The 18,571-nt window shown below is 41.7% G+C and carries 16 protein-coding genes; 6 read left to right on the forward strand and 10 right to left on the reverse strand.

Going from position 1 to position 18,571, the window contains the following annotated elements:
• The first annotated feature begins 929 nt into the window (after positions 1 to 929).
• From DEM91_RS05550 to DEM91_RS05565, 4 genes are all read left to right on the forward strand, one after another.
• Positions 930 to 2,318: an MATE family efflux transporter gene (locus tag DEM91_RS05550; RefSeq protein ID WP_249858255.1), complete on the forward strand. Its 1,389-nt coding sequence runs from the start codon at positions 930 to 932 to the stop codon at positions 2,316 to 2,318.
• Between the two features lie 130 nt (positions 2,319 to 2,448).
• On the forward strand, positions 2,449 to 3,552 hold the full coding sequence (locus tag DEM91_RS05555) for a phosphotransferase enzyme family protein (protein ID WP_008123445.1): 1,104 nt from the start codon (positions 2,449 to 2,451) through the stop codon (positions 3,550 to 3,552).
• A 2-nt stretch (positions 3,553 to 3,554) separates the two neighbouring features.
• Positions 3,555 to 4,208, forward strand: a complete 654-nt coding sequence (locus DEM91_RS05560; protein WP_249858256.1) for a carbohydrate-binding family 9-like protein — start codon at positions 3,555 to 3,557, stop codon at positions 4,206 to 4,208.
• A gap of 75 nt (positions 4,209 to 4,283) precedes the next feature.
• On the forward strand, positions 4,284 to 5,525 hold the full coding sequence (locus DEM91_RS05565; RefSeq protein ID WP_249858257.1) for a D-alanyl-D-alanine carboxypeptidase/D-alanyl-D-alanine-endopeptidase: 1,242 nt from the start codon (positions 4,284 to 4,286) through the stop codon (positions 5,523 to 5,525).
• 89 nt (positions 5,526 to 5,614) lie between these two features.
• Here DEM91_RS05565 and DEM91_RS05570 read toward each other — a convergent pair whose 3' ends face one another.
• Both DEM91_RS05570 and DEM91_RS05575 read right to left on the reverse strand, forming a co-directional pair.
• The gene (locus DEM91_RS05570) at positions 5,615 to 6,661 is read right to left on the reverse strand and encodes a DUF4249 domain-containing protein (protein ID WP_249858258.1); all 1,047 of its coding nucleotides are present in this window, start codon (positions 6,659 to 6,661) and stop codon (positions 5,615 to 5,617) included.
• Between the two features lie 14 nt (positions 6,662 to 6,675).
• The gene (locus DEM91_RS05575) at positions 6,676 to 9,042 is read right to left on the reverse strand and encodes a TonB-dependent receptor (protein ID WP_249858259.1); all 2,367 of its coding nucleotides are present in this window, start codon (positions 9,040 to 9,042) and stop codon (positions 6,676 to 6,678) included.
• 314 nt (positions 9,043 to 9,356) lie between these two features.
• Between DEM91_RS05575 and DEM91_RS05580 the strand changes: the two genes are divergently transcribed.
• Positions 9,357 to 9,512: a DUF4250 domain-containing protein gene (locus DEM91_RS05580; protein WP_345945831.1), complete on the forward strand. Its 156-nt coding sequence runs from the start codon at positions 9,357 to 9,359 to the stop codon at positions 9,510 to 9,512.
• A gap of 77 nt (positions 9,513 to 9,589) precedes the next feature.
• Positions 9,590 to 9,844 (forward strand): hypothetical protein, encoded by a 255-nt coding sequence (locus tag DEM91_RS05585; RefSeq protein WP_249858261.1) that lies wholly within the window; start codon positions 9,590 to 9,592, stop codon positions 9,842 to 9,844.
• 62 nt (positions 9,845 to 9,906) lie between these two features.
• On the opposite strand, the gene DEM91_RS05590 is transcribed toward DEM91_RS05585, so the two are convergent.
• The 8 genes from DEM91_RS05590 to DEM91_RS05625 form a co-directional block, all read right to left on the reverse strand.
• Entirely contained in the window at positions 9,907 to 10,527 is a 621-nt protein-coding gene (locus tag DEM91_RS05590) for a hypothetical protein (RefSeq protein ID WP_249858262.1), read from the reverse strand.
• A 173-nt stretch (positions 10,528 to 10,700) separates the two neighbouring features.
• Positions 10,701 to 11,603, reverse strand: coding sequence for a polyphosphate kinase 2 family protein (locus DEM91_RS05595; RefSeq protein WP_249858263.1), 903 nt, complete (start codon positions 11,601 to 11,603; stop codon positions 10,701 to 10,703).
• Between the two features lie 230 nt (positions 11,604 to 11,833).
• Positions 11,834 to 13,024 (reverse strand): LPO_1073/Vpar_1526 family protein, encoded by a 1,191-nt coding sequence (locus DEM91_RS05600; RefSeq protein WP_195254089.1) that lies wholly within the window; start codon positions 13,022 to 13,024, stop codon positions 11,834 to 11,836.
• Complete coding sequence (locus tag DEM91_RS05605; protein ID WP_036906346.1) at positions 13,011 to 13,208, reverse strand: hypothetical protein; 198 nt, start codon at positions 13,206 to 13,208, stop codon at positions 13,011 to 13,013. The genes DEM91_RS05600 and DEM91_RS05605 overlap by 14 nt, the downstream gene beginning before the upstream one ends.
• Before the next feature lie 35 nt (positions 13,209 to 13,243).
• Entirely contained in the window at positions 13,244 to 14,137 is an 894-nt protein-coding gene (fic, locus tag DEM91_RS05610) for a protein adenylyltransferase Fic (protein WP_195254088.1), read from the reverse strand.
• Entirely contained in the window at positions 14,130 to 14,336 is a 207-nt protein-coding gene (locus tag DEM91_RS05615; RefSeq protein ID WP_040557045.1) for a helix-turn-helix domain-containing protein, read from the reverse strand. Before DEM91_RS05615 ends, fic begins: the two co-directional genes overlap by 8 nt.
• Before the next feature lie 1,098 nt (positions 14,337 to 15,434).
• A complete protein-coding gene (dnaK, locus tag DEM91_RS05620) occupies positions 15,435 to 17,360 on the reverse strand; it encodes a molecular chaperone DnaK (protein WP_195252386.1) in 1,926 nt (641 codons plus the stop codon).
• 218 nt (positions 17,361 to 17,578) lie between these two features.
• Positions 17,579 to 18,127: a hypothetical protein gene (locus DEM91_RS05625; RefSeq protein ID WP_410525625.1), complete on the reverse strand. Its 549-nt coding sequence runs from the start codon at positions 18,125 to 18,127 to the stop codon at positions 17,579 to 17,581.
• Positions 18,128 to 18,571: the final 444 nt, after the last annotated feature.

Here is an 18,571-nt window from a genome sequence, read left to right on the forward strand (position 1 = left end):
AGGATATTAGTTCAAGGTCGAAGATAAAGGATAACCAATAGGTAGATGGTTTAGAGGTAAAATCTAGGATTGTTAGTAAGGAAAAATCTTCAATAGCGGTAGACTCCATAGAGAAGGAGTAAAGACAGGAAAAAGATTGTTTAGGACAAGATGAAAAGCCAAGTTGCAGCATTGCTGCACTGGCTATGCTGGGGGTGGGACAAACAGTTCGAAGAAGATTCCCCCATTTTTTGAGAAACTTCATGATTAAATAGAATATCAACAGCGATTTCACAGACAAAGTGAGTCGCTTTTTTGTTATAGCGAGTCTTTTATTTAATAACGGTCTCCACATCAAAAACAGCACCGACAATGTCGTGTATGTAATACTGGTGGAACGCTCTATGGAAGGATAATTAAATCAGAAAATTCTTTACAAAGAGCCTCTCAAAACTCGCGTGAAAACAACCAACGGCAAAGTGGGTCGCAAATACGCGAGAAATGAGCGATGTTCATAATTTGTTGCTGTTGAAGATGTTACGCTGATATCTTTTCTTTTCATTCTCATTTTTACGATTTTTTGTCGATTAAAGCATTGATATAAGCTTAGAATTTGCATGCTTTAAGGCTGCTATGGTATGTGAATAACACCTCTAATACATGTTTCCAAGACCGTTAAGTTAATGTTCTAACACGAAGAGACCTCAATTTTATCAAAATCGGCATCATTTTGTTGGTCGTTTGCCTATTGATTTTTTCTATTTCGCAGATTTTAGATAGTCGTTTTTTGGTAAATTTATACGACAAAAAACTTGTTTTGAAAGCGCTTTCATCGTTTCAAGTTCACTCCAAAAATCGGCAGCGATATTTTTGTTTGTCTTTTGCGATTTTCTTTCAAATTTCAGTATATGTAAATTTTAATCTGTATCTTTGTGCGAGAATAAAGAGGAATGTTTTCGAGTAAAAAAAGTGAAGCTTTATTAGCGAATATTCGTGAAAATAGGACATTAACGCGAGGCGAAAAGCTCAATTTAATTGTAGAGTTGAGTATTCCGTCAATTCTTGCGCAGATAACCACTGTGTTAATGTTCTTTATAGATGCCTCCATGGTAGGCCATTTAGGCACCGAGGCGTCGGCTTCTATCGGTTTAGTGGAAAGTACCACGTGGCTATTGGGCAGTGTTACTGCCGCTGCATCGATGGGTTTCTCGGTGCAAGTAGCCCATTTTATTGGAGCCAATGATTTTGTGAAAGCCCGACAAGTGTTTCGGCATGGACTGATTTGTACCCTGATGTTGAGTGTGGTAATAGCCTTCATTGCACTTTTTATTTATCAACCCTTACCCTTTTGGCTGGGAGGTACATCGGATATTGCACGTGATGCCTCCCTTTACTTCTTAGTGTTTGGATTAGCCATGCCTTTCATGCAACTCGCCAGCTTGACAGGAGCCATGCTAAAATGCTCTGGAAATATGCACATTCCGAGTATTATCAGCGTGGGGATGTGCGTGATGGACGTCGTCTTTAATTATTTTTTCATTTATGTGTTGCATTTGGGCGTGTTGGGCGCCGCATTTGGTACGGCTACTGCCTTTTTAATAGGTTCGTTACTTCAAGCCTATTTTGCCATTTTTCGTAATAAGATACTGTCACTTGGACAAGATCACGAGCCATTTCGGTGGATGAGTAACTACGTTAAAAATGCCTTGAAAATTGGTGCACCCATGGCGGCTCAATCCATATTGATGAGTGGTGCACAGATTGTGAGTACCATTATTGTGGCACCGTTGGGCAAAGTTGCAATTGCAGCCAATACTTTCGCCATAACGGCAGAAAGTTTATGCTATATGCCAGGTTATGGAATTGGCGAAGCAGCAACTACGCTTGTAGGACAAAGTGTGGGTGCGGGGCGTTATGACGTGTGTAAAAGTTTTGCCTATATGACGGTATTTTTAGGAATGGCAGTGATGTCCGTCATGGCAGTGTTGATGTATATTTTTGCACCAGAAATGATAGGTATTCTTACACCTGTTGAGGAAATCCGTGTGTTGGGCATTCAGAGCTTGCGAATTGAGGCGTTTGCAGAGCCATTCTTTGCAGCTGCCATTGTGACGTATAGTGTATGTGTAGGTGCTGGCGACACCTTGAAACCTGCCATCATGAACTTGCTGTCCATGTGGTGCGTTCGACTTACGTTAGCAGCAATGTTGGCGCCACAGTATGGATTGAAGGGAGTATGGATAGCCATGGCCATAGAATTATGCTTGAGAGGATGTATCTTCCTATATCGGTTGTTTTCTGGGAAATGGCTACATCAGCTGCATCAAATAAGTTTGTAGGCTTAGAACTTGGGAAAATCATAATATTTTTATAATTTTGTGGCTGTCGTTTTTGTTAAACGAGGTGTGCAAATAGCTAATATTGCACAAATCTAAATCTTTATAATAAGCAATAAATAAAAACAATTGTATGGAAACCGAAAAACTCAACCAAGTGATTAGCCCTTTCCTCATCGAGGGAACTGTTAGTAAAATTTCACCTTTAGGAAATGGACTTATCAATGACACTTATAAGATTGAAACAAAAGAGGATAATTTTCCCGATTATGTTTTGCAACGTGTGAATAATGAAGTGTTTACAGATGTTGATTTGCTACAGCACAATATTGAGGTGGTGACCAATCACATTCGTGAAAAACTACAAAAACAAGGTGAGTCTGAGTTGGACAGAAAGGTGCTTCGTTTCATTCCAACGAAGGAGGGAAAGACCTACTTTAAGGATAGTGATGGCAAGTACTGGCGAATTAGTGTATTTATCCCAGATGCCAAAACGTATGAGTTAGTAGATGCAGCTCACTCGTACGATGCAGGCAAGGCATTTGGGCATTTTCAGTCAATGCTAACAGATGTACCGGAACAATTAGGCGAGACGATACCTGATTTTCACAACATGGAACTGCGTATGAATCAGCTGAGGGAAGCTGTTGAGGCTAATCCCGTCGGCAGGGTGGCAGAAGTGCAAGATATGTTGGACGAATTAGAGACACATGCCAACGAGATGTGCAAGGCAGAACAGTTATATCGTGATGGAAAACTGAAAAAGCGTATCTGCCACTGCGATACCAAGGTGAATAATATGTTGTTTGACGAGAATGGCAACGTGCTTTGCGTCATTGATTTAGATACTGTCATGCCGAGCTTTATCTTCTCAGATTATGGCGATTTCTTACGAACAGGGGCTAATACGGTAGCCGAAGATTCCTCCGAATTTGATAAAATAGACTTTAGAATGGATATCTTCGAGGCGTTTACAAAAGGGTATTTAGAGTCTGCTCATCATTTTTTAGAGCCCATTGAAATAGAAAATTTACCCTACGCAGCCAAATTGTTCCCATTTATGCAATGTGTGCGCTTCTTGGCAGATTATATCAATGGTGACACCTATTATAAAATTAAGTATGACAAGCATAATTTAGTTCGTGCCAAAAACCAGCTCTGTCTCTTCAGAAGTGCTTGTACACACGAGCCAGCAATGAGGACATTTATCAAGGCATGCTTAAATGAAATCCAATAGGAATGAAGACATTAAATATACAAAAATTGCACCAACGTCCATCCGCAGCCGCGATGATACCTGGCATCATGGATTCTCAGAAGATTGCGTTTGAGACTATTTCGGTTGCCAATTGGCGTGAGCAATATCCATATACACCGCAGGTGCGGTTTCGTATGGCTCATGATGAGGTGGCTGTTTATTTGCACTACTGTGTGTCTGAAGACAGCGTGCGAGCTGTGGCGACCGAGGATAACGGACGTGTTTGGGAAGATTCATGCTGCGAATTCTTTTCACAGCCTGCAGATGATGATACCTATTATAATATAGAGTGTAATTGTGCAGGTACCATTTTAGTGGGTTGTGGCAAAGGAAGAGAAGGACGCGAGTTGGCTCCACTATCAGTTCTTGAAAAGATTGACCGTTGGTCAACTTTTGGACGTAGTTCTTTTGAGGAACGAGTGGGAACATACGATTGGCAATTGGCACTTATCATCCCTTTGAGTACATTCTTCCAACATCAAATAAAACCCTTGAGTGGGCGAACTATTCGTGCCAATTTCTATAAGTGTGGCGATGCCTTACAGAAACCACATTTTCTGTCTTGGAATCCTATTGATATAGAGAAGCCCGATTTTCATCGCCCAGATTTCTTTGGTGAGCTAACATTTGAGTAGACGAGTAGCAAGGCGTTTCTCATTCTCTCCTTTTCGATAAGCTGTTTAGGAAAGAATTGATTAACTTTGCAACCTATGAGGAAAATCTTTAGAAAGATGGCGGTGGCGCCAACTTCGGTGTTGGTTTTGATGAGTATCGTGCTGCTGTTCATGGCTTGTGGTGATAAGCACCGGAAAGAAACAAAAGAAAAGCAAGTTGATATTGCTATTGACGATAGTCTGCGTTCTCGGTTGGCAGCATTCGCACAAGACCGCAGGGTGCAGGGTAAGTTTGCCTTTCATGTGTACGACCTTACAGCGGACAAGCCCGTATATGGTTACCAAGAAACCTTATCACAACCTTCAGCCTCGTGCTTGAAGTTGCTTTGTGGCGTGGCGGGTCTTCACCTCTTGGGCAGCGACTATCTGTACATTACAGGCTTGTATCAGCGAGGAAAGGTGTCTGATGGTGTCCTTCAGGGCGACCTGACCTTCAAGGGAAGCCTTGATCCACAGCTCACCGAACAGGAACTTGTGCGATTTGGGCAGGCTGCAAAGAAGCGAGGAATCAATAAGGTGAATGGCAAGATTTATGTAGATCTCGTGATACAGGAACCTGTGAAAAGCGAAGAGCATTGGTATCCTTGGGATTTATCTTTCAGTCGATACGGTTTGTTTTACAAAGGTGCGCCTCGGGTGATGAAGAGTTTGAAGAGTGTGATGCACACTCAGGGTATCGCTTTCGCTGATAGTCAGGTGGTGTTGGGTACGATGCCTGCTGGTTCAAAGGTTATTTACAGATACGGTACCCCTATCCATCGCATTGTTAAGCGCATGTGGAAGAACAGTTCCAACACCCAGTCCACCGCACTGCTGTACACCATTGGCAACCGTATTAACACGCAAGCCGACCTAACAGCCACGGGAGTTGCATATCTTAGAAAGTTTTTAAGGGAAGATCTCGGTATGACCGACACTTCATTGGTCGTACACGATGGGTGTGGTTTGTGTACTTACAATCATCTTTCTCCCCAAGCGTTGACGGCGATTCTCGTGTATGGCTATAAGGATAAGAATCTCTATACGATGCTCATGCAGAACTTGGCAATTGCAGGTGTAGATGGTTCGTTGGCTCATGAGATGACAGGACCAAAGACAGGGGGAAAGATACACGCCAAGACGGGTACCCTGTCTCATCCTTATGGCATCAGCTCACTGGCGGGTTATTGCCGTGGAAGCAACGGACACGACTTGGCATTTGCCGTAATGAGCAGCGAGATGTCTGTCCTCGATGCCCGCGTGTTGCAACGCAGGTTGTGCGAGAAACTTGTTGAGTGACCTATATGATTTTACGGAAATGCCGTGTATCAATATCACGATTGGAGCATTGATACACGGCATTTCGCATCTTTTGTCTTCCTATCCTATCACTCGTATAGGTGCGGATATCGATAAGTTCCATAGACATGAACTGGTATTGAAGTCGAAGTATAGAATCCTACCAAGCCTGTTCCGCCATTTACATTGGATGGCATCTTGATGGGACCGGTCAAGTCGTTGTAGTCATCATAGTATGTTGACTTCTTCAAATTCATGGCCTTCAGATAGTAATAGGCCGCTGATGTGTACGATGAGATGGTTGCTACCAGGTCAAGCGATGTCTTTATATCTGGATCAGATATCCTATTGAATGGGTACAGTTTGGAATATACGCTGATGGAACATTCCTTTCCGTTGAACAAAAGATCATTGAAGACGCCCAGCCGGTTCATCACATTGTTGGGTGAGGCAAAGCCCATGTCGGTTGAAGGTGTGTAGACTCTGCCTTCCATGATGATTGGGTCGCCCGTGGCAATGTACGAACTGCCCATGTCGCTGGCGAAATATCGGTAGGTGGCCTCTTTTCTGTGTAGCGTGTAGTTAAACTGTGTGTTCATGGTTGTCTGGTATCCAGCCAGCGTCAGACGGTAATAATCGGCTCGCTTTCCGTTGTCTTGAAATGAGAGACTAATCTTATACAGGTTGTCTACTCGCGCCATTTCATATTCGTCCACATAGCTTACATCCTTGACAAACTCGGTGCTGATACGCTCAATCTTGTCAATGGGCTGCGGCACCGTTTCCTCAATAGTAGCCTGATAGTTGTTGTCAGGTGTAGATACTTCGATGCGTACATGGTCGCCTGGGTTGAAACGGCCATGAATAATGTATTGCTCCGAACCCGCTGGAAGCTCACGAACGGTCTCGCGCAGGTTTCCATTGACCGATACTTTGATAGTGGCATCGGTGACAATCGTAGGATGATCAATGCCCGTGAACGACACCAACAGTCTGTTAACGGTGCTGTCGGCATTGATGAATCCATTTACCGACAGTTGCTTGCTGGCCGTCTTCGTGTCAAGCTCCAACTCGTTCTCGCATGCTGACAAACCGAAGAGCATGACCGAGAGGCAACAATATATGTAAGTTTTCATTCTGATCATTGTCATTAGAATTTATAAGTGAGGGTGAATGACGGCAAACAGGGTAGCAACGTGAATTTGGTTAGCTTGTTCGGCTGTTCCTTTGCGTACTCGTCAGTCTTTCTGAGTATGAAGTTTGGGTTCATTGCATTATAGGCGTTGTACACGCTGACGTTCCATGTTCGCTCAACGCCTCGTTTCAGTGTCTTGCGGAAATTGATGCCTAAGCAGAGCAGGTGCGTAGGCGGAAGTCTGTAGTTGTTGCGACTTGATACATAGCTACTCTCTTCCGTGCCTTCGGGAGTCATCTCAAATCCTTTCTGCAAGGAAATCGTTGCGGTTGCTCCGGAGTAGAACGACCATGTCGCATCCAAGTCGATGCGCTTGGTCATCTTCCAGTTTGCTACCATATTTACGTTGTGTCGCCTGTCGTAGGTGAAGGGGAATCGCTCTCCACCATTCACGCCACTGTCCTTGCTAAACTTTCGGTCGCTCTTGGAAAGCGTGTACGACAGCCAGCCTGTTGCGCGTCCTGTAGTGCGTCGCAACATCAGTTCGATGCCTTTTGAACGTCCCTCGCCCATGCTGACCAAACGCTCCCAGTTGCCCGAGAATCCCATAAAGCTCATGCCGTCCTTGTATTCCAGCACGTTGTTGAGCAGCTTGTAATAGCCTTCCGCCGACAGTTCCCATCCTTTCCAGCCTGTGTAGTAGGCGCCAACACTGTATTGTCTCGACCTTTCTGGTTTGATGTTGTCGGTGATGGGAACCCACAAGTCGGTGGGAAGGGCAATGGGCATCGAGGTGAGCAGGTGGATATATTGCGACATCTCGCTGTACGATGCCTTCAATGCCACGTCGGGCAGGGCTTGCCAGCGCAGCGAAACACGCGGTTGAAACGTGAGGTACGACTTATTTCTGACATGGAACATTGACACAGACCCACCAGCGTTGAGGGTAAGCGATGGCAGAATCCGCCAATCGTCCTCGGCATAAGCTAAGGCTTCGTGAGCGTAGATGGGATTGCTGGGGGAAGAATACTCGCCCGATCTGTTGACCTTTCCATCCTTTCCCTCTTCGGTGAAGCTGTTTCCAGAAGTCTCTGGGCTGAAGGTATGATAGGTGTAGGACGACCCGAATTTGATTCTATGTGAGGGAAGCGGCTCGTAATCAAAGTCGATGGCGGCTGACCAGTCCCGTATTTTCGACTGGTAGCTGGCGCTGCTCTTCTCAAGTATGTCGGTGCGCCACGAGTGTTCGTAGCTGTCCAAGTGCATGTTGTAATGGTTGTAGGCAGCTGTGATGTTGGCAAAGAGGTTGTTACTGAAGATGTGGTTCCATCGCAGTGAGGCGATGGTGTTTCCCCAGTTGATGTCGTCGCCGTAGGCAGAATTGATTTCGAAGCTGGATGAGCTGTAGCGGTCCTTGTAGTCTTCTTTCAACATGTCGTGTCCTCGGTACACACTCAGATACAAACGGTCCGTATGCGAGAAGCGGTGGTTGAGCTTGAAGTGAAGGTCGTAGAATTGGTAGCCAAATTTCTCGTCGCCCTTCATAAACGGTTGCAGCACCCAGTTGATGTAGGTGGTGCGCGCCGAGAAGTTGAACGATGTGCGATTCTTTACGATAGGCCCTTCCAACTGCACCCTGCTGGTGAGCAAACCCAGCGATGCCGTTCCGTGAAAGTGGTTCATGTCGCCATCCTTTGTCCTCACATCGATGACCGATGACAATCGCCCGTTGTAGCGTGCGGGGTAGGAACTTTTGTAGAAGGTGACCTTCTTTAAGGCCTCTGGTGTGAACACCGAGAAGAAGCCAAACAGGTGGTCAATCTTGTAGATGGGCGTGCCGTCAAGCAAAATCAGGTTCTCGTCGCCATTGCCTCCCCTGACGTAGAAAGCCGATCCACCATCTGATCCCGGCTGCACGCCAGGCATGAGCTGTATGGTTCTGATGACATCCGTCTCACCAAGCAGTGAGGGCGTGTGCTCTATCTGGCTTACACCGATGTCTGTCACGCCCATGCCGGTGGCGAGGATTCCCGCATTGTCTTTCGCCGATGATACCACCACTTCTGGCAGGTTGGCGGATGGTGCCAGTTGGATGTTGATGACGGTGTCTTTGTTCAACACAAATGACTTCTGCATGCGTGCGTAGCCTACATACGAATAGCTCACCTGAACTTGTCCAGCGGGGAGCGTCAGCGTGTAGAATCCATACGAATTGGTTGTGGTCCCCATGTGACTGATAGCGTCCTGAACGGTTGCCCCGAGGAGTGTTTCACTGGAGTGGATGTCCTTGACATATCCGCTGATGGTGATGCGCTTTTGGGCTGAGGCCGCAAGACACAGTAAGGCGACCAAGCATAATACACATTTTTTCCAAATGTTCATAAATACAAAAAACGTCTTGCCTTCTTGCTTCGAAGGCGTTACTAAAGAATGAGTTATAAGAAACTGGCTACAAAATTAGTAAAAAAGCAGGATGCAGACACTATGACACCATCATATTTTTTCGACGAACGTTTTTTTTAACGCTTATCAATATTGATGATAATTTTTTATTTACCTTTGTACTCCCCATAAGCCATGCCCGTTTGAGGCTCTTGGTCGCAGGGGACAGTGGTGCCAGCAGTTGTAGTTTTGCTTGCATTCATTAATTGATAGGAGAAAGAAACATGGATCATTTACCATTACATGATATACCGATGTTGGTGTCCGCCATTAATTTTTTGTTGCGTGATGAGGAGTTCGACAATCTTGACCAAATCTGTTATCACTTCAATGTTGATAGGGAAGATCTGGAAAAGCGTCTGGCTGCTGCGGGATACTCTTATTCTACGGAGCATAAAAGATTTTGGTAACCGTCTATGAGTTCTGTATATGGACGAAACTTATCTACTTTGCACTTGTTAACTCGTCAACTTAAAAACTTCCCCTCATGATAACCAAAGATAGTATCGAGACCGCTTACTGCTTTTTTCATCAGAAGTGGCAAGTATATCGTAATTCCACCATGGAGTGGCAGAAAGAGGACATAGAATATGCTATTAGTTCGTATGTGGAGCGTATGAATCAAGAATTATATGCACTGTTGTCACAGGGAAGAGAGGAATATTTGCAGCAACCAGAAACCTTTGCTTTTGACTTGGCAGATGCCGTTGACAAGTTAGATAAAATGAAGAATGACAAGTAAAGCCCCTACTCATCAGAGTGCAGCCTTTACTTGTCATTCAGCGTGGAGTTATGGACAGTTAGTTATTTAAATCCGAAAATGTCTTTCAGTTTCTGCCAAAAGCTTGAGTGCTCAACTTTGTCAGCAGCCTTGTCAACAGTCTGACTGACATCGTCACTCTTTTCTTTGACAAATTTAGCTGCCTCTTGAACTTTCTCGTTGTCTTTCATCTTTTCAGCAAGTTCTTCTGTTTTTTCTTTCACCGTTTCAGAAGCTTCTTTTGTTTTATCGCGTATTTCTTCTACTACGTTCTTCGTAGTGTCTTTTACGTCTTCTACAGCTTCCTTCGTTTTCTCTTTCACATCTTCGGCTGTGTCTTTTGCTTTTTCTTTCAAGTTTTTAGCTGTCTCTTCCACTTTTTCTTTGGCCTTTTCACAGTTCTCGTCTTTATTCGTCTCATTTAGAGCCTTTTCAACTTTCTGTTTCGCCTCTTGAACATGTTCGTTCTTTTCTAAAGAGTCAATCTCTTTTTTTACCTTCTCTTCAGCTTTATCCACAACCTCCTCGGCTTTATCTTTCGCCTTGTCAGCCTTTTCTGCAACCTTATCAGCAGCTTTTTCTACTTGATTTTCAACTTTATCGACTTTCTTTTCTGCCTTATCTTTCAATTCATCAGCAGTCTTTTTCATTTCTTCTTTATCCATGTTTTTTTAAATTAAAGGGTGATGCTTTTTTACTTGTAGACAAGTATTGCTTTCAAATTTATATCTTGTATCGCAAATATACTGAAAATAAATGAATTAACAAAGCATGCAGACAAATATTTACAAATGATTTCTGACAAACTTCATACTTATGAAACTTGATAGAATTTTTCTTACTTTTTCTTACTTTCTTCCTCTTCTTTCATGATGTGCTCACGATAATTTTTTAGTTGTTCGGTTTCCTCTTTACTGAGTTGTGGGTAACTCATCTGAAGTTCTTCCAAGCGTTCACAGATAATATTGCTAACGGCATAGCGCATAAACCATTTATGGTCAGCTGGTATAACATACCATGGAGCATAATCAGTGGATGTCTTGGTCAGCAATTTGCCATAAGCGTCCATATAGCAATCCCAGTATTGGCGCTCTTCTAAGTCTGCGGAAGAGAATTTCCAATTCTTTTCTTCCCTGTTCAGTCGTTTTAAGAATCGTTTCTTTTGCTCCTCTTTCGACACATTGAGGAAGAACTTGATGATAACTGTTCCCGTCTCTGTGAGATAGCGTTCAAAGTCATTAATGTGGCTATAGCGTTTTTCCCAAAACTTTTCATTGACATCGTCTATTTTGTCTATCCCAGGAATTTGTCCACCTACAAATATTTCAGGATGAACTCTACCTACCAGTACGTCCTCGTAATGCGAGCGGTTGAAGATGCCGATGCGTCCCCGTTCAGGTGCATTCTTTTGTATGCGCCACAAATATCCGTGATCCAGCTCCTTATCCGATGGCTTTTTAAAAGAGAATACCTGACATCCTTGTGGATTGATGCCCGACATCACATTCTTAATAGTTCCATCCTTGCCAGCTGCATCCATAGCTTGGAACACTATCAGCACAGCATATTTGTTAAAAGCATAGAGCTTGTCTTGCAGAGAAGCCAACACCTTAATATTCTCTTTGAGCAGCTTCTTACCTTGGTCTTTGGTTAATGTTGCCGTATCATCAGTTTCAAAATCTGCAACCTGATGCTTCTTCCCTGGTTCGGCTATCAGCTTTTTTAATAAATCTTTGTCCATGGTGTTTTGTATTTTATGGTTAATGTTATGACGACTCTGTTATATGAAATCTTTAGAAATGTCTTGACAAGAATACATCGACTTTAATCTCGTACGTACTTCACTTTCTCTAAATTATTCAATATTGATTATCAATGATTTACATTTACATGATACAAATAAGTTTCCTCAATTTGAGTACTATTGATTAGAAAATATCTTGGATGTTGTCATCTTATTTATAACAAAAATTAATACATACTTGGAATTGTAGGATATTTAGTCCTAATATAGGCATTTGCAATAGCAACTCCAATAGGAGTTATAGTAAAATACATAGGCAGTTGATTCCACCATATACGCGCATTTCGGAGATTTTCAAATTTATCCCATTCTTTGATAAGATTTGTTTTTAATGAATCAATATTACGTCCATCCTTGTACGTTATTTCCGAAAGATGTTTAAATGCAAGAAATTGTTCTCGATTTAATGGTATTTGCAATTCTTGTGATCCAATATTTACTGTTGCTGTAATAGTATTTCCTTCCGCAAAATGTTCAGGTGAATACGTACATAAAAGGAAACCTTCTCTAAGAGGATGTTCCTTAAATAGAGGTAAAGTTAGATTCACTGTATTTGTATTCCCTCCGTTTTGCTCATTAGAAACTTCGATTTTTTCTTTAAGATCATTTAATCCAACAGCGCCCAATTCTAATAGGATTTCGTTGTATTCCACTGATTTCCTCTCAATTCCAATAGGCAAGTGTTTTAATTTATTCGATAGGAATTCTTCCATCTTCTTGAATGATTCTATTCCTGATGAACCGATTCGGATTGCAGAAAGCACATCTAAATTCTCAATCCACTGATTACCTATAGGTAAATTAACACCACAAAGAATCTGCTTATATAAATCATCAAGATTTCTTAATTGTATATGTATATCAAAAGCATTTGAAACATACCTACTTATCGCATAGAAAATAGACAACCCTACTAAACTAGATTCTGGAATTTGATCTATAATCTCAATTGCTTTTGATATTCCTAACGTCCTTTCTCTATTACCATTTTGCTCAGCACGATGCACAATTAACTCTGAAAGCATATCTAAGTCTCTTTCTTCTCCACTTGACGCTGCTGACATTTGCGCTTTTCTTATAACAAATTGAAAAGCAGGATCACCGAAAATTCTTAGAGCCTCATCATGTTGTTTCATCTTTGGCATTATTTTATCTTCTAGTGCCATCACACGCTCTTGCGCAATACCTTGAGCTTCATGAGTCCAATTAGCTTTCGCAATAGCATATTCTTCTTTACAAATATCACGAGCACGTGTTTCATCAATTCCGCCTATATTTGTAGTATTATAGTAGTTATTCACAGTACCTGCTTGTACTTGTGTAGAATTATCGCCTGCAGTTTGTTCACTTTTGCTCATTTCCGTTATAGTTATTTACGATTCCTGATTGACTTTGGGTAGCATTATCACCTGCAGTTTGGTTCAAATTAGTCCTTTGGTGGATACCTATTTTATAACCGATAGTTCCCCCTAAGATTAGTCCTAATATTGTACTTATAATGGTAGTTCCTATGCCATCAAAAATCCATTGGTAATTTTCCATATAACATTATACTTATTGATTTGATCTTCGTTAATTTATTCTTGCTCATAATAATACGAATAGTCAATACCCTTCATAAACATTTCTCTGTCATCAATCTTTGTAGTGAGTGCTGGTAGCACTAAAGCCTTGATGTGTGTACTATCAGAAACACTTTCACGCATTGCAGACAAATATTCGTTCTTATCAATTTGACTCCAATCCACACACCGCTTGAGAGAACGCTTCAGCATGAGGTCAAGCCAAATACGAGTGCTGCGACCATTGCCTTCCATAAATGGATGAGCTACGTTCATTTCGACATACTTGTCCAATATTTCATCGAAGGTGTTTTCTGGCATTCTTTCAATCGTTTGTAGCGTAGCAGGGAAGTGCATACAATTAGCAAAGGTAAAACCACCTTTTGAAATATTTTTGGTACGGATTTGTCCTGCAAAGTCATACAATCCTCCAAAGAGATAAGCATGTATCTGTTGCAGACACTTGATACTGCCAGGTTCTGCCGTTTGCAAGATGCCACTTTCAAAGAGTTGATAAGCTTTTTTCTTACTCTGCCCATCAATGGTGTTGTCGCTGTAGGTAAACCAATCAAGAAAGTCATTAGCACGATTGTTGGGGTAGTTCTTTGCCAACAATATAACATCCTCACTATTAAGAACATCTGCCACGCGTAACTTCCCATCAGGAGCTTCAAACTTGAAGTCGTGAGTGGCACTCACGACTTCGACATCTTTTTGCTTCAACTTCCTTTTAAGCCATCGCCAATAGTTACTGGCTTTAGTATAGTCTGGTTCATTGTTAATAGCACGAACAATATCTGTTGCTGAGAACCACCAACAGTTTTGTTCCTCATCCCATACCGCCCTCACTTCACGGTCGTTGAAAAAACGAATAGATTTTTTATGCTCTACCATAATAAAGTTACTCATCTGGGGTGTTAATCAATTCCTTTGGATTGACTTGTAAAATCTCTGCTATCTGAAATAGCAATTCGAGGCTTGGCTGTCGACGATTGCAAACATATGAGTTCACAATAGTGAAACTCTTACCGAGTTTCTCTGCAAGCCATGTTTGCTTAATCCCTTTTTCGGTCAGCACCTCTTTTATTCTGTTGGTTGGACTTTCCATCAATGTGATATGATTATATGCAAATATAATAAATATTATTTTATAGGTAGCTAATAAAGAAAAGATATTTTCTCCTCCTCTGTCAAAAGTTATATATCTACAATTCTATTTACAATTTTTATTTTGTAGATACCGATGTATCAGACTATCCACTTTTGCTTTCAGTTACATGTGGTCATTATCCGTTTACTTTTTGGTACTTTTACTGATAGTTGGGGCACTCATTTTTTCGCCTGATATAGATTCGGCGCCATTAGAAATATCTTGACAAATGATGCTAAATGCTTCGATTATTTTCGCCAATCAATACTTTTGTCGAAAATATCGTCGTATTTTTCAGTCTCGTATAATTCAATGTAAATCAGTGCGTTTTGCAATTATTCGTTTTTATGATACGCTCTCATCAAAGTTGAAGCATGGAGATAAGGGCATTAACTCATACAAATAGGCAGGGAAAGTGGTGTGAATAGCCACTCTATTACCATGACATAGCACGGCGGAGAGATGAAAAAATGGGAAAAAGTCATTGCTTTTTGCATTTTTGAACTGCGGACAGTCAGTTTTTTGCCACACAATTTGTGCTTTTACCTTTTTTTACTACCGATTGAAAAGCTATTTTCAAGATTTTGAAGTACTTATTTTTATGATATTTTATTGACAAAATACAGCTTAAAAGGTAGTGGAATGACGAACGAGATGTTTTTGAATATGGCATCAAAAAGTAAGCCGTGCACACCATATTTCCTTATAATAAATATTTGCGAATATGCAGAAACACTGTGCTGTAATATATTCCAACCTTTTTAGCAATGTCCCAGTCGAGTGACAATCTTCAAGTTCAAGCTGATAAGTCTTTACATCCGATAGTGTTTCTCTTTCTCCTTTATCGTAAAGAATGCAGATTAAATGATCCTTGTAAATCAGTTTTGCAAACACATATCATTCCAATGCATCTAATAATTCTAAGTTTGGATAGAAATGTAAGCATAGGAATGATTGACAATAGCAACATTTAAGCATTGTTCGAAAACAAAAATCCCAGTAGCTTGTTGCGCTACTGGGATTCACTTGTATTTACTAATTAGCTTTTATTCAGCTTTACTTCACTTCCTCAAAGTCTGCATCTTGGACAGTGTCGTCGGTTGTGCTACCTTGAGACTGTTCGCCACCTGCTTGCTGTTCACCAGTAAAGCCTGCGTCTGCACCTGGCTGAGCGCCACCTGCTTGTCCATACATTTGGGCACTGACAGCTTGCATGACGGTATTCAGGTTATTGATGGCAGTATCAATGGCTGCTACATCGGCATTCTTGTGTGCGTCTTTCAACTGTTGCAAAGCACTTTCAATGTTAGGCTTCTGGTCGGCTGGAATCTTGTCACCGTTGTCCTTCAAGAAGTTCTCTGTAGTGAAGATCATAGAGTCTGCCTGATTCAGCTTGTCCACCTTCTCACGTTCAGCCTTGTCAGCAGCAGCGTTTTGTTCTGCCTCAGCCTTCATACGGTCGATTTCTTCTTGACTCAAACCGCTTGAAGCTTCAATTCTAATCTTCTGTTCCTTGCCTGTAGCCTTGTCTTTTGCCGATACATTCAAGATACCATTGGCATCGATGTCGAAAGTTACTTCAATCTGTGGAACACCACGACGTGCAGGAGCTATACCTTCGAGATTAAACTGTCCAATGCTTTTGTTTTGTGATGCCATTGGACGTTCACCTTGTAATACATGGATAGTCACAGCCGTTTGGTTGTCTACTGCGGTAGAGAATGTTTCGCTCTTTTTGGTAGGAATGGTTGTGTTGGCATCAATCAATTTGGTCATTACACCACCCATGGTTTCAATACCCAATGTTAGCGGAGTTACGTCAAGCAATACGATGTCACCAACGCCACTCTCTTTATTCAAGATAGCTCCTTGAATAGCGGCACCAATAGCAACTACCTCATCAGGGTTCACTCCCTTTGAAGGCTCTTTACCAAAGTAATTCTTTACTAAGGTTTGTACAGCAGGAATACGGCTTGAGCCACCTACAAGAATCACTTCATCAATATCTGATGTGGATAGCTTAGCGTCCTTAATAGCGTTTTGACAAGGAACCAAGCAAGCCTGAATCAAGTCATGTGCCAACTGCTCAAACTGCGATCGTGTTAGCGTCTTTACTAAGTGTTTTGGCACGCCTCCCTCTGCCGAGATATAAGGCAAGTTGATTTCTGTAGATGTAGTACTTGAGAGTTCAATCTTAGCTTTCTCTGCAGCCTCTTTCAAGCGTTGCATAGCCATAGGATCTTTTCGCAAGTCAATTCCTTCGTCAGCTTTGAAACCGTCTGCCAACCACTCGATAATCACTTGGTCAAAGTCATCACCACCTAAGTGTGTGTCACCATTGGTAGAAAGCACTTCAAACACGCCACCGCCAAATTCCAAGATAGAGATATCAAAAGTACCACCACCAAGGTCGAAAACAGCAATTTTCATATCCTTGTGGGCCTTGTCAACACCGTATGCCAAAGCTGCTGCCGTAGGCTCGTTGACAATTCGCTGAACTTTAAGACCAGCTATCTCGCCTGCCTCTTTGGTTGCCTGACGTTGTGAGTCAGAGAAATAAGCAGGAACGGTAATCACAGCATCGGTAACTTCTTGTCCTAAGTAGTCTTCAGCGGTTTTCTTCATTTTCTGAAGAACCATGGCTGATATTTCCTGTGGGGTATATTTCCGTCCTTCAATGTCTATTCTTGGGTAGCCATTTTCGTCTACCACCTTAAAGGGTACGCGCTCAGCTTCTTTTTGGCTCTGTGCATAAGTTTCACCCATGAAACGTTTAATGGAGTAAACGGTGTTCACAGGGTTGGTAATAGCTTGACGCTTAGCTGGGTCACCAACCTTACGCTCGCCATCTTTTACAAAACCTATTACAGAAGGCGTTGTGCGTTTACCTTCACTATTAGCAATTACCACAGGCTCATTGCCTTCAAATACAGCAACACATGAATTTGTTGTTCCTAAGTCAATTCCAATAATCTTTCCCATATTTATATTGTTTTTTTTAGTTTACGAGTTTATAAATTTATAAGTTTACGAGTTCACATGTAATATTACATATTTCATCGTTTCGCTCATATAAAAACAAATGCCATGCCAAAAACAATATTTAAGTGCATACTGACAAGGAATATGTCAATCTGTCATTTCCATATTCTCATTGTCATGCGTGGAAAGAGCCAAGGAAGAGGAATGAGCCACCGATGTCATTCTAATTTTGTCATGTGGTAGCCCATGGACTTAAGTTGTATGGCAGCTCCCAAAGAATATAGTTGGTGCAGAGCTGTTACTACCGCACGATACGCATCTTCCGATCCATGTGTTATCGGAAAATGTTGGAGAGTGTTATTGGTGCGGGCAGCACATTCGCCAACGATGGATTGTAGTGTTTTCGCTTGTTCTGCGTTCAAGCACAACACTTTTTCACGTATGTAGTCGTCCATGTGATCAAAGTCGATGCGGTTGCGCAAATAGAGATACAAATTTTCCACCTTATTATATAGTTCCCAATCTTCATCCCAATATTTGGCTACAGCCATGCCAATGTACATCATCCAACCAAAAACAACGGTAGGGTATTTATTAAATTCACGTACAGCATCGGGCATATAAGCGTTAGCTATTTGTAGCCACTTCTCTTCAATGTCGGGTGCATCGGGTAGGTGGGTGTCCACTTTGTTCAGAGATAGCAGGTAGTTGTAAAGGTCTTTTTGTAGTGTTCTCGCAAATTCGGTGACAGGTTGATTCTCATTCATCATATATTTCTTTTGAAAAGGGCAAAGTTAGAAGGCATCCCTTAGTTTTATCATTACCACAATTGATGTATTGCAAAATTACGAATTTATTGTGTTGAATACAAAGGGGCAAATAGAAAGTTTTGCAATTTTACTTCACTCAACAATATTTTCAAAAAACATTACTGTTCTTTTGTAGTTACAAAAGCGATATCTATTTTTGTACTTGACATTATATTTTAATAAAAATAATCAATAAGAAAACCATATCATTCCGCCTCATGGCGGTTGATATGGTTAAATGCTTGAAATACCTTAGCCAGCTAAGGCTGTCCGTATCTTGACAAGGTCAAGTTGCTCTGTCTTATCAGAATTTATAGAGAAAACCGGCTAATGTGACAAAAATGTGCATAAAAACGTTTCAACTACTTGTAAATCATTACCTTTGTTCCATTTATATATTTA

Origin of the sequence: Prevotella sp. TCVGH (assembly GCF_023522295.1) — a bacterium.
GTDB classification, from domain to species: Bacteria; Bacteroidota; Bacteroidia; order Bacteroidales; family Bacteroidaceae; genus Prevotella; species Prevotella timonensis.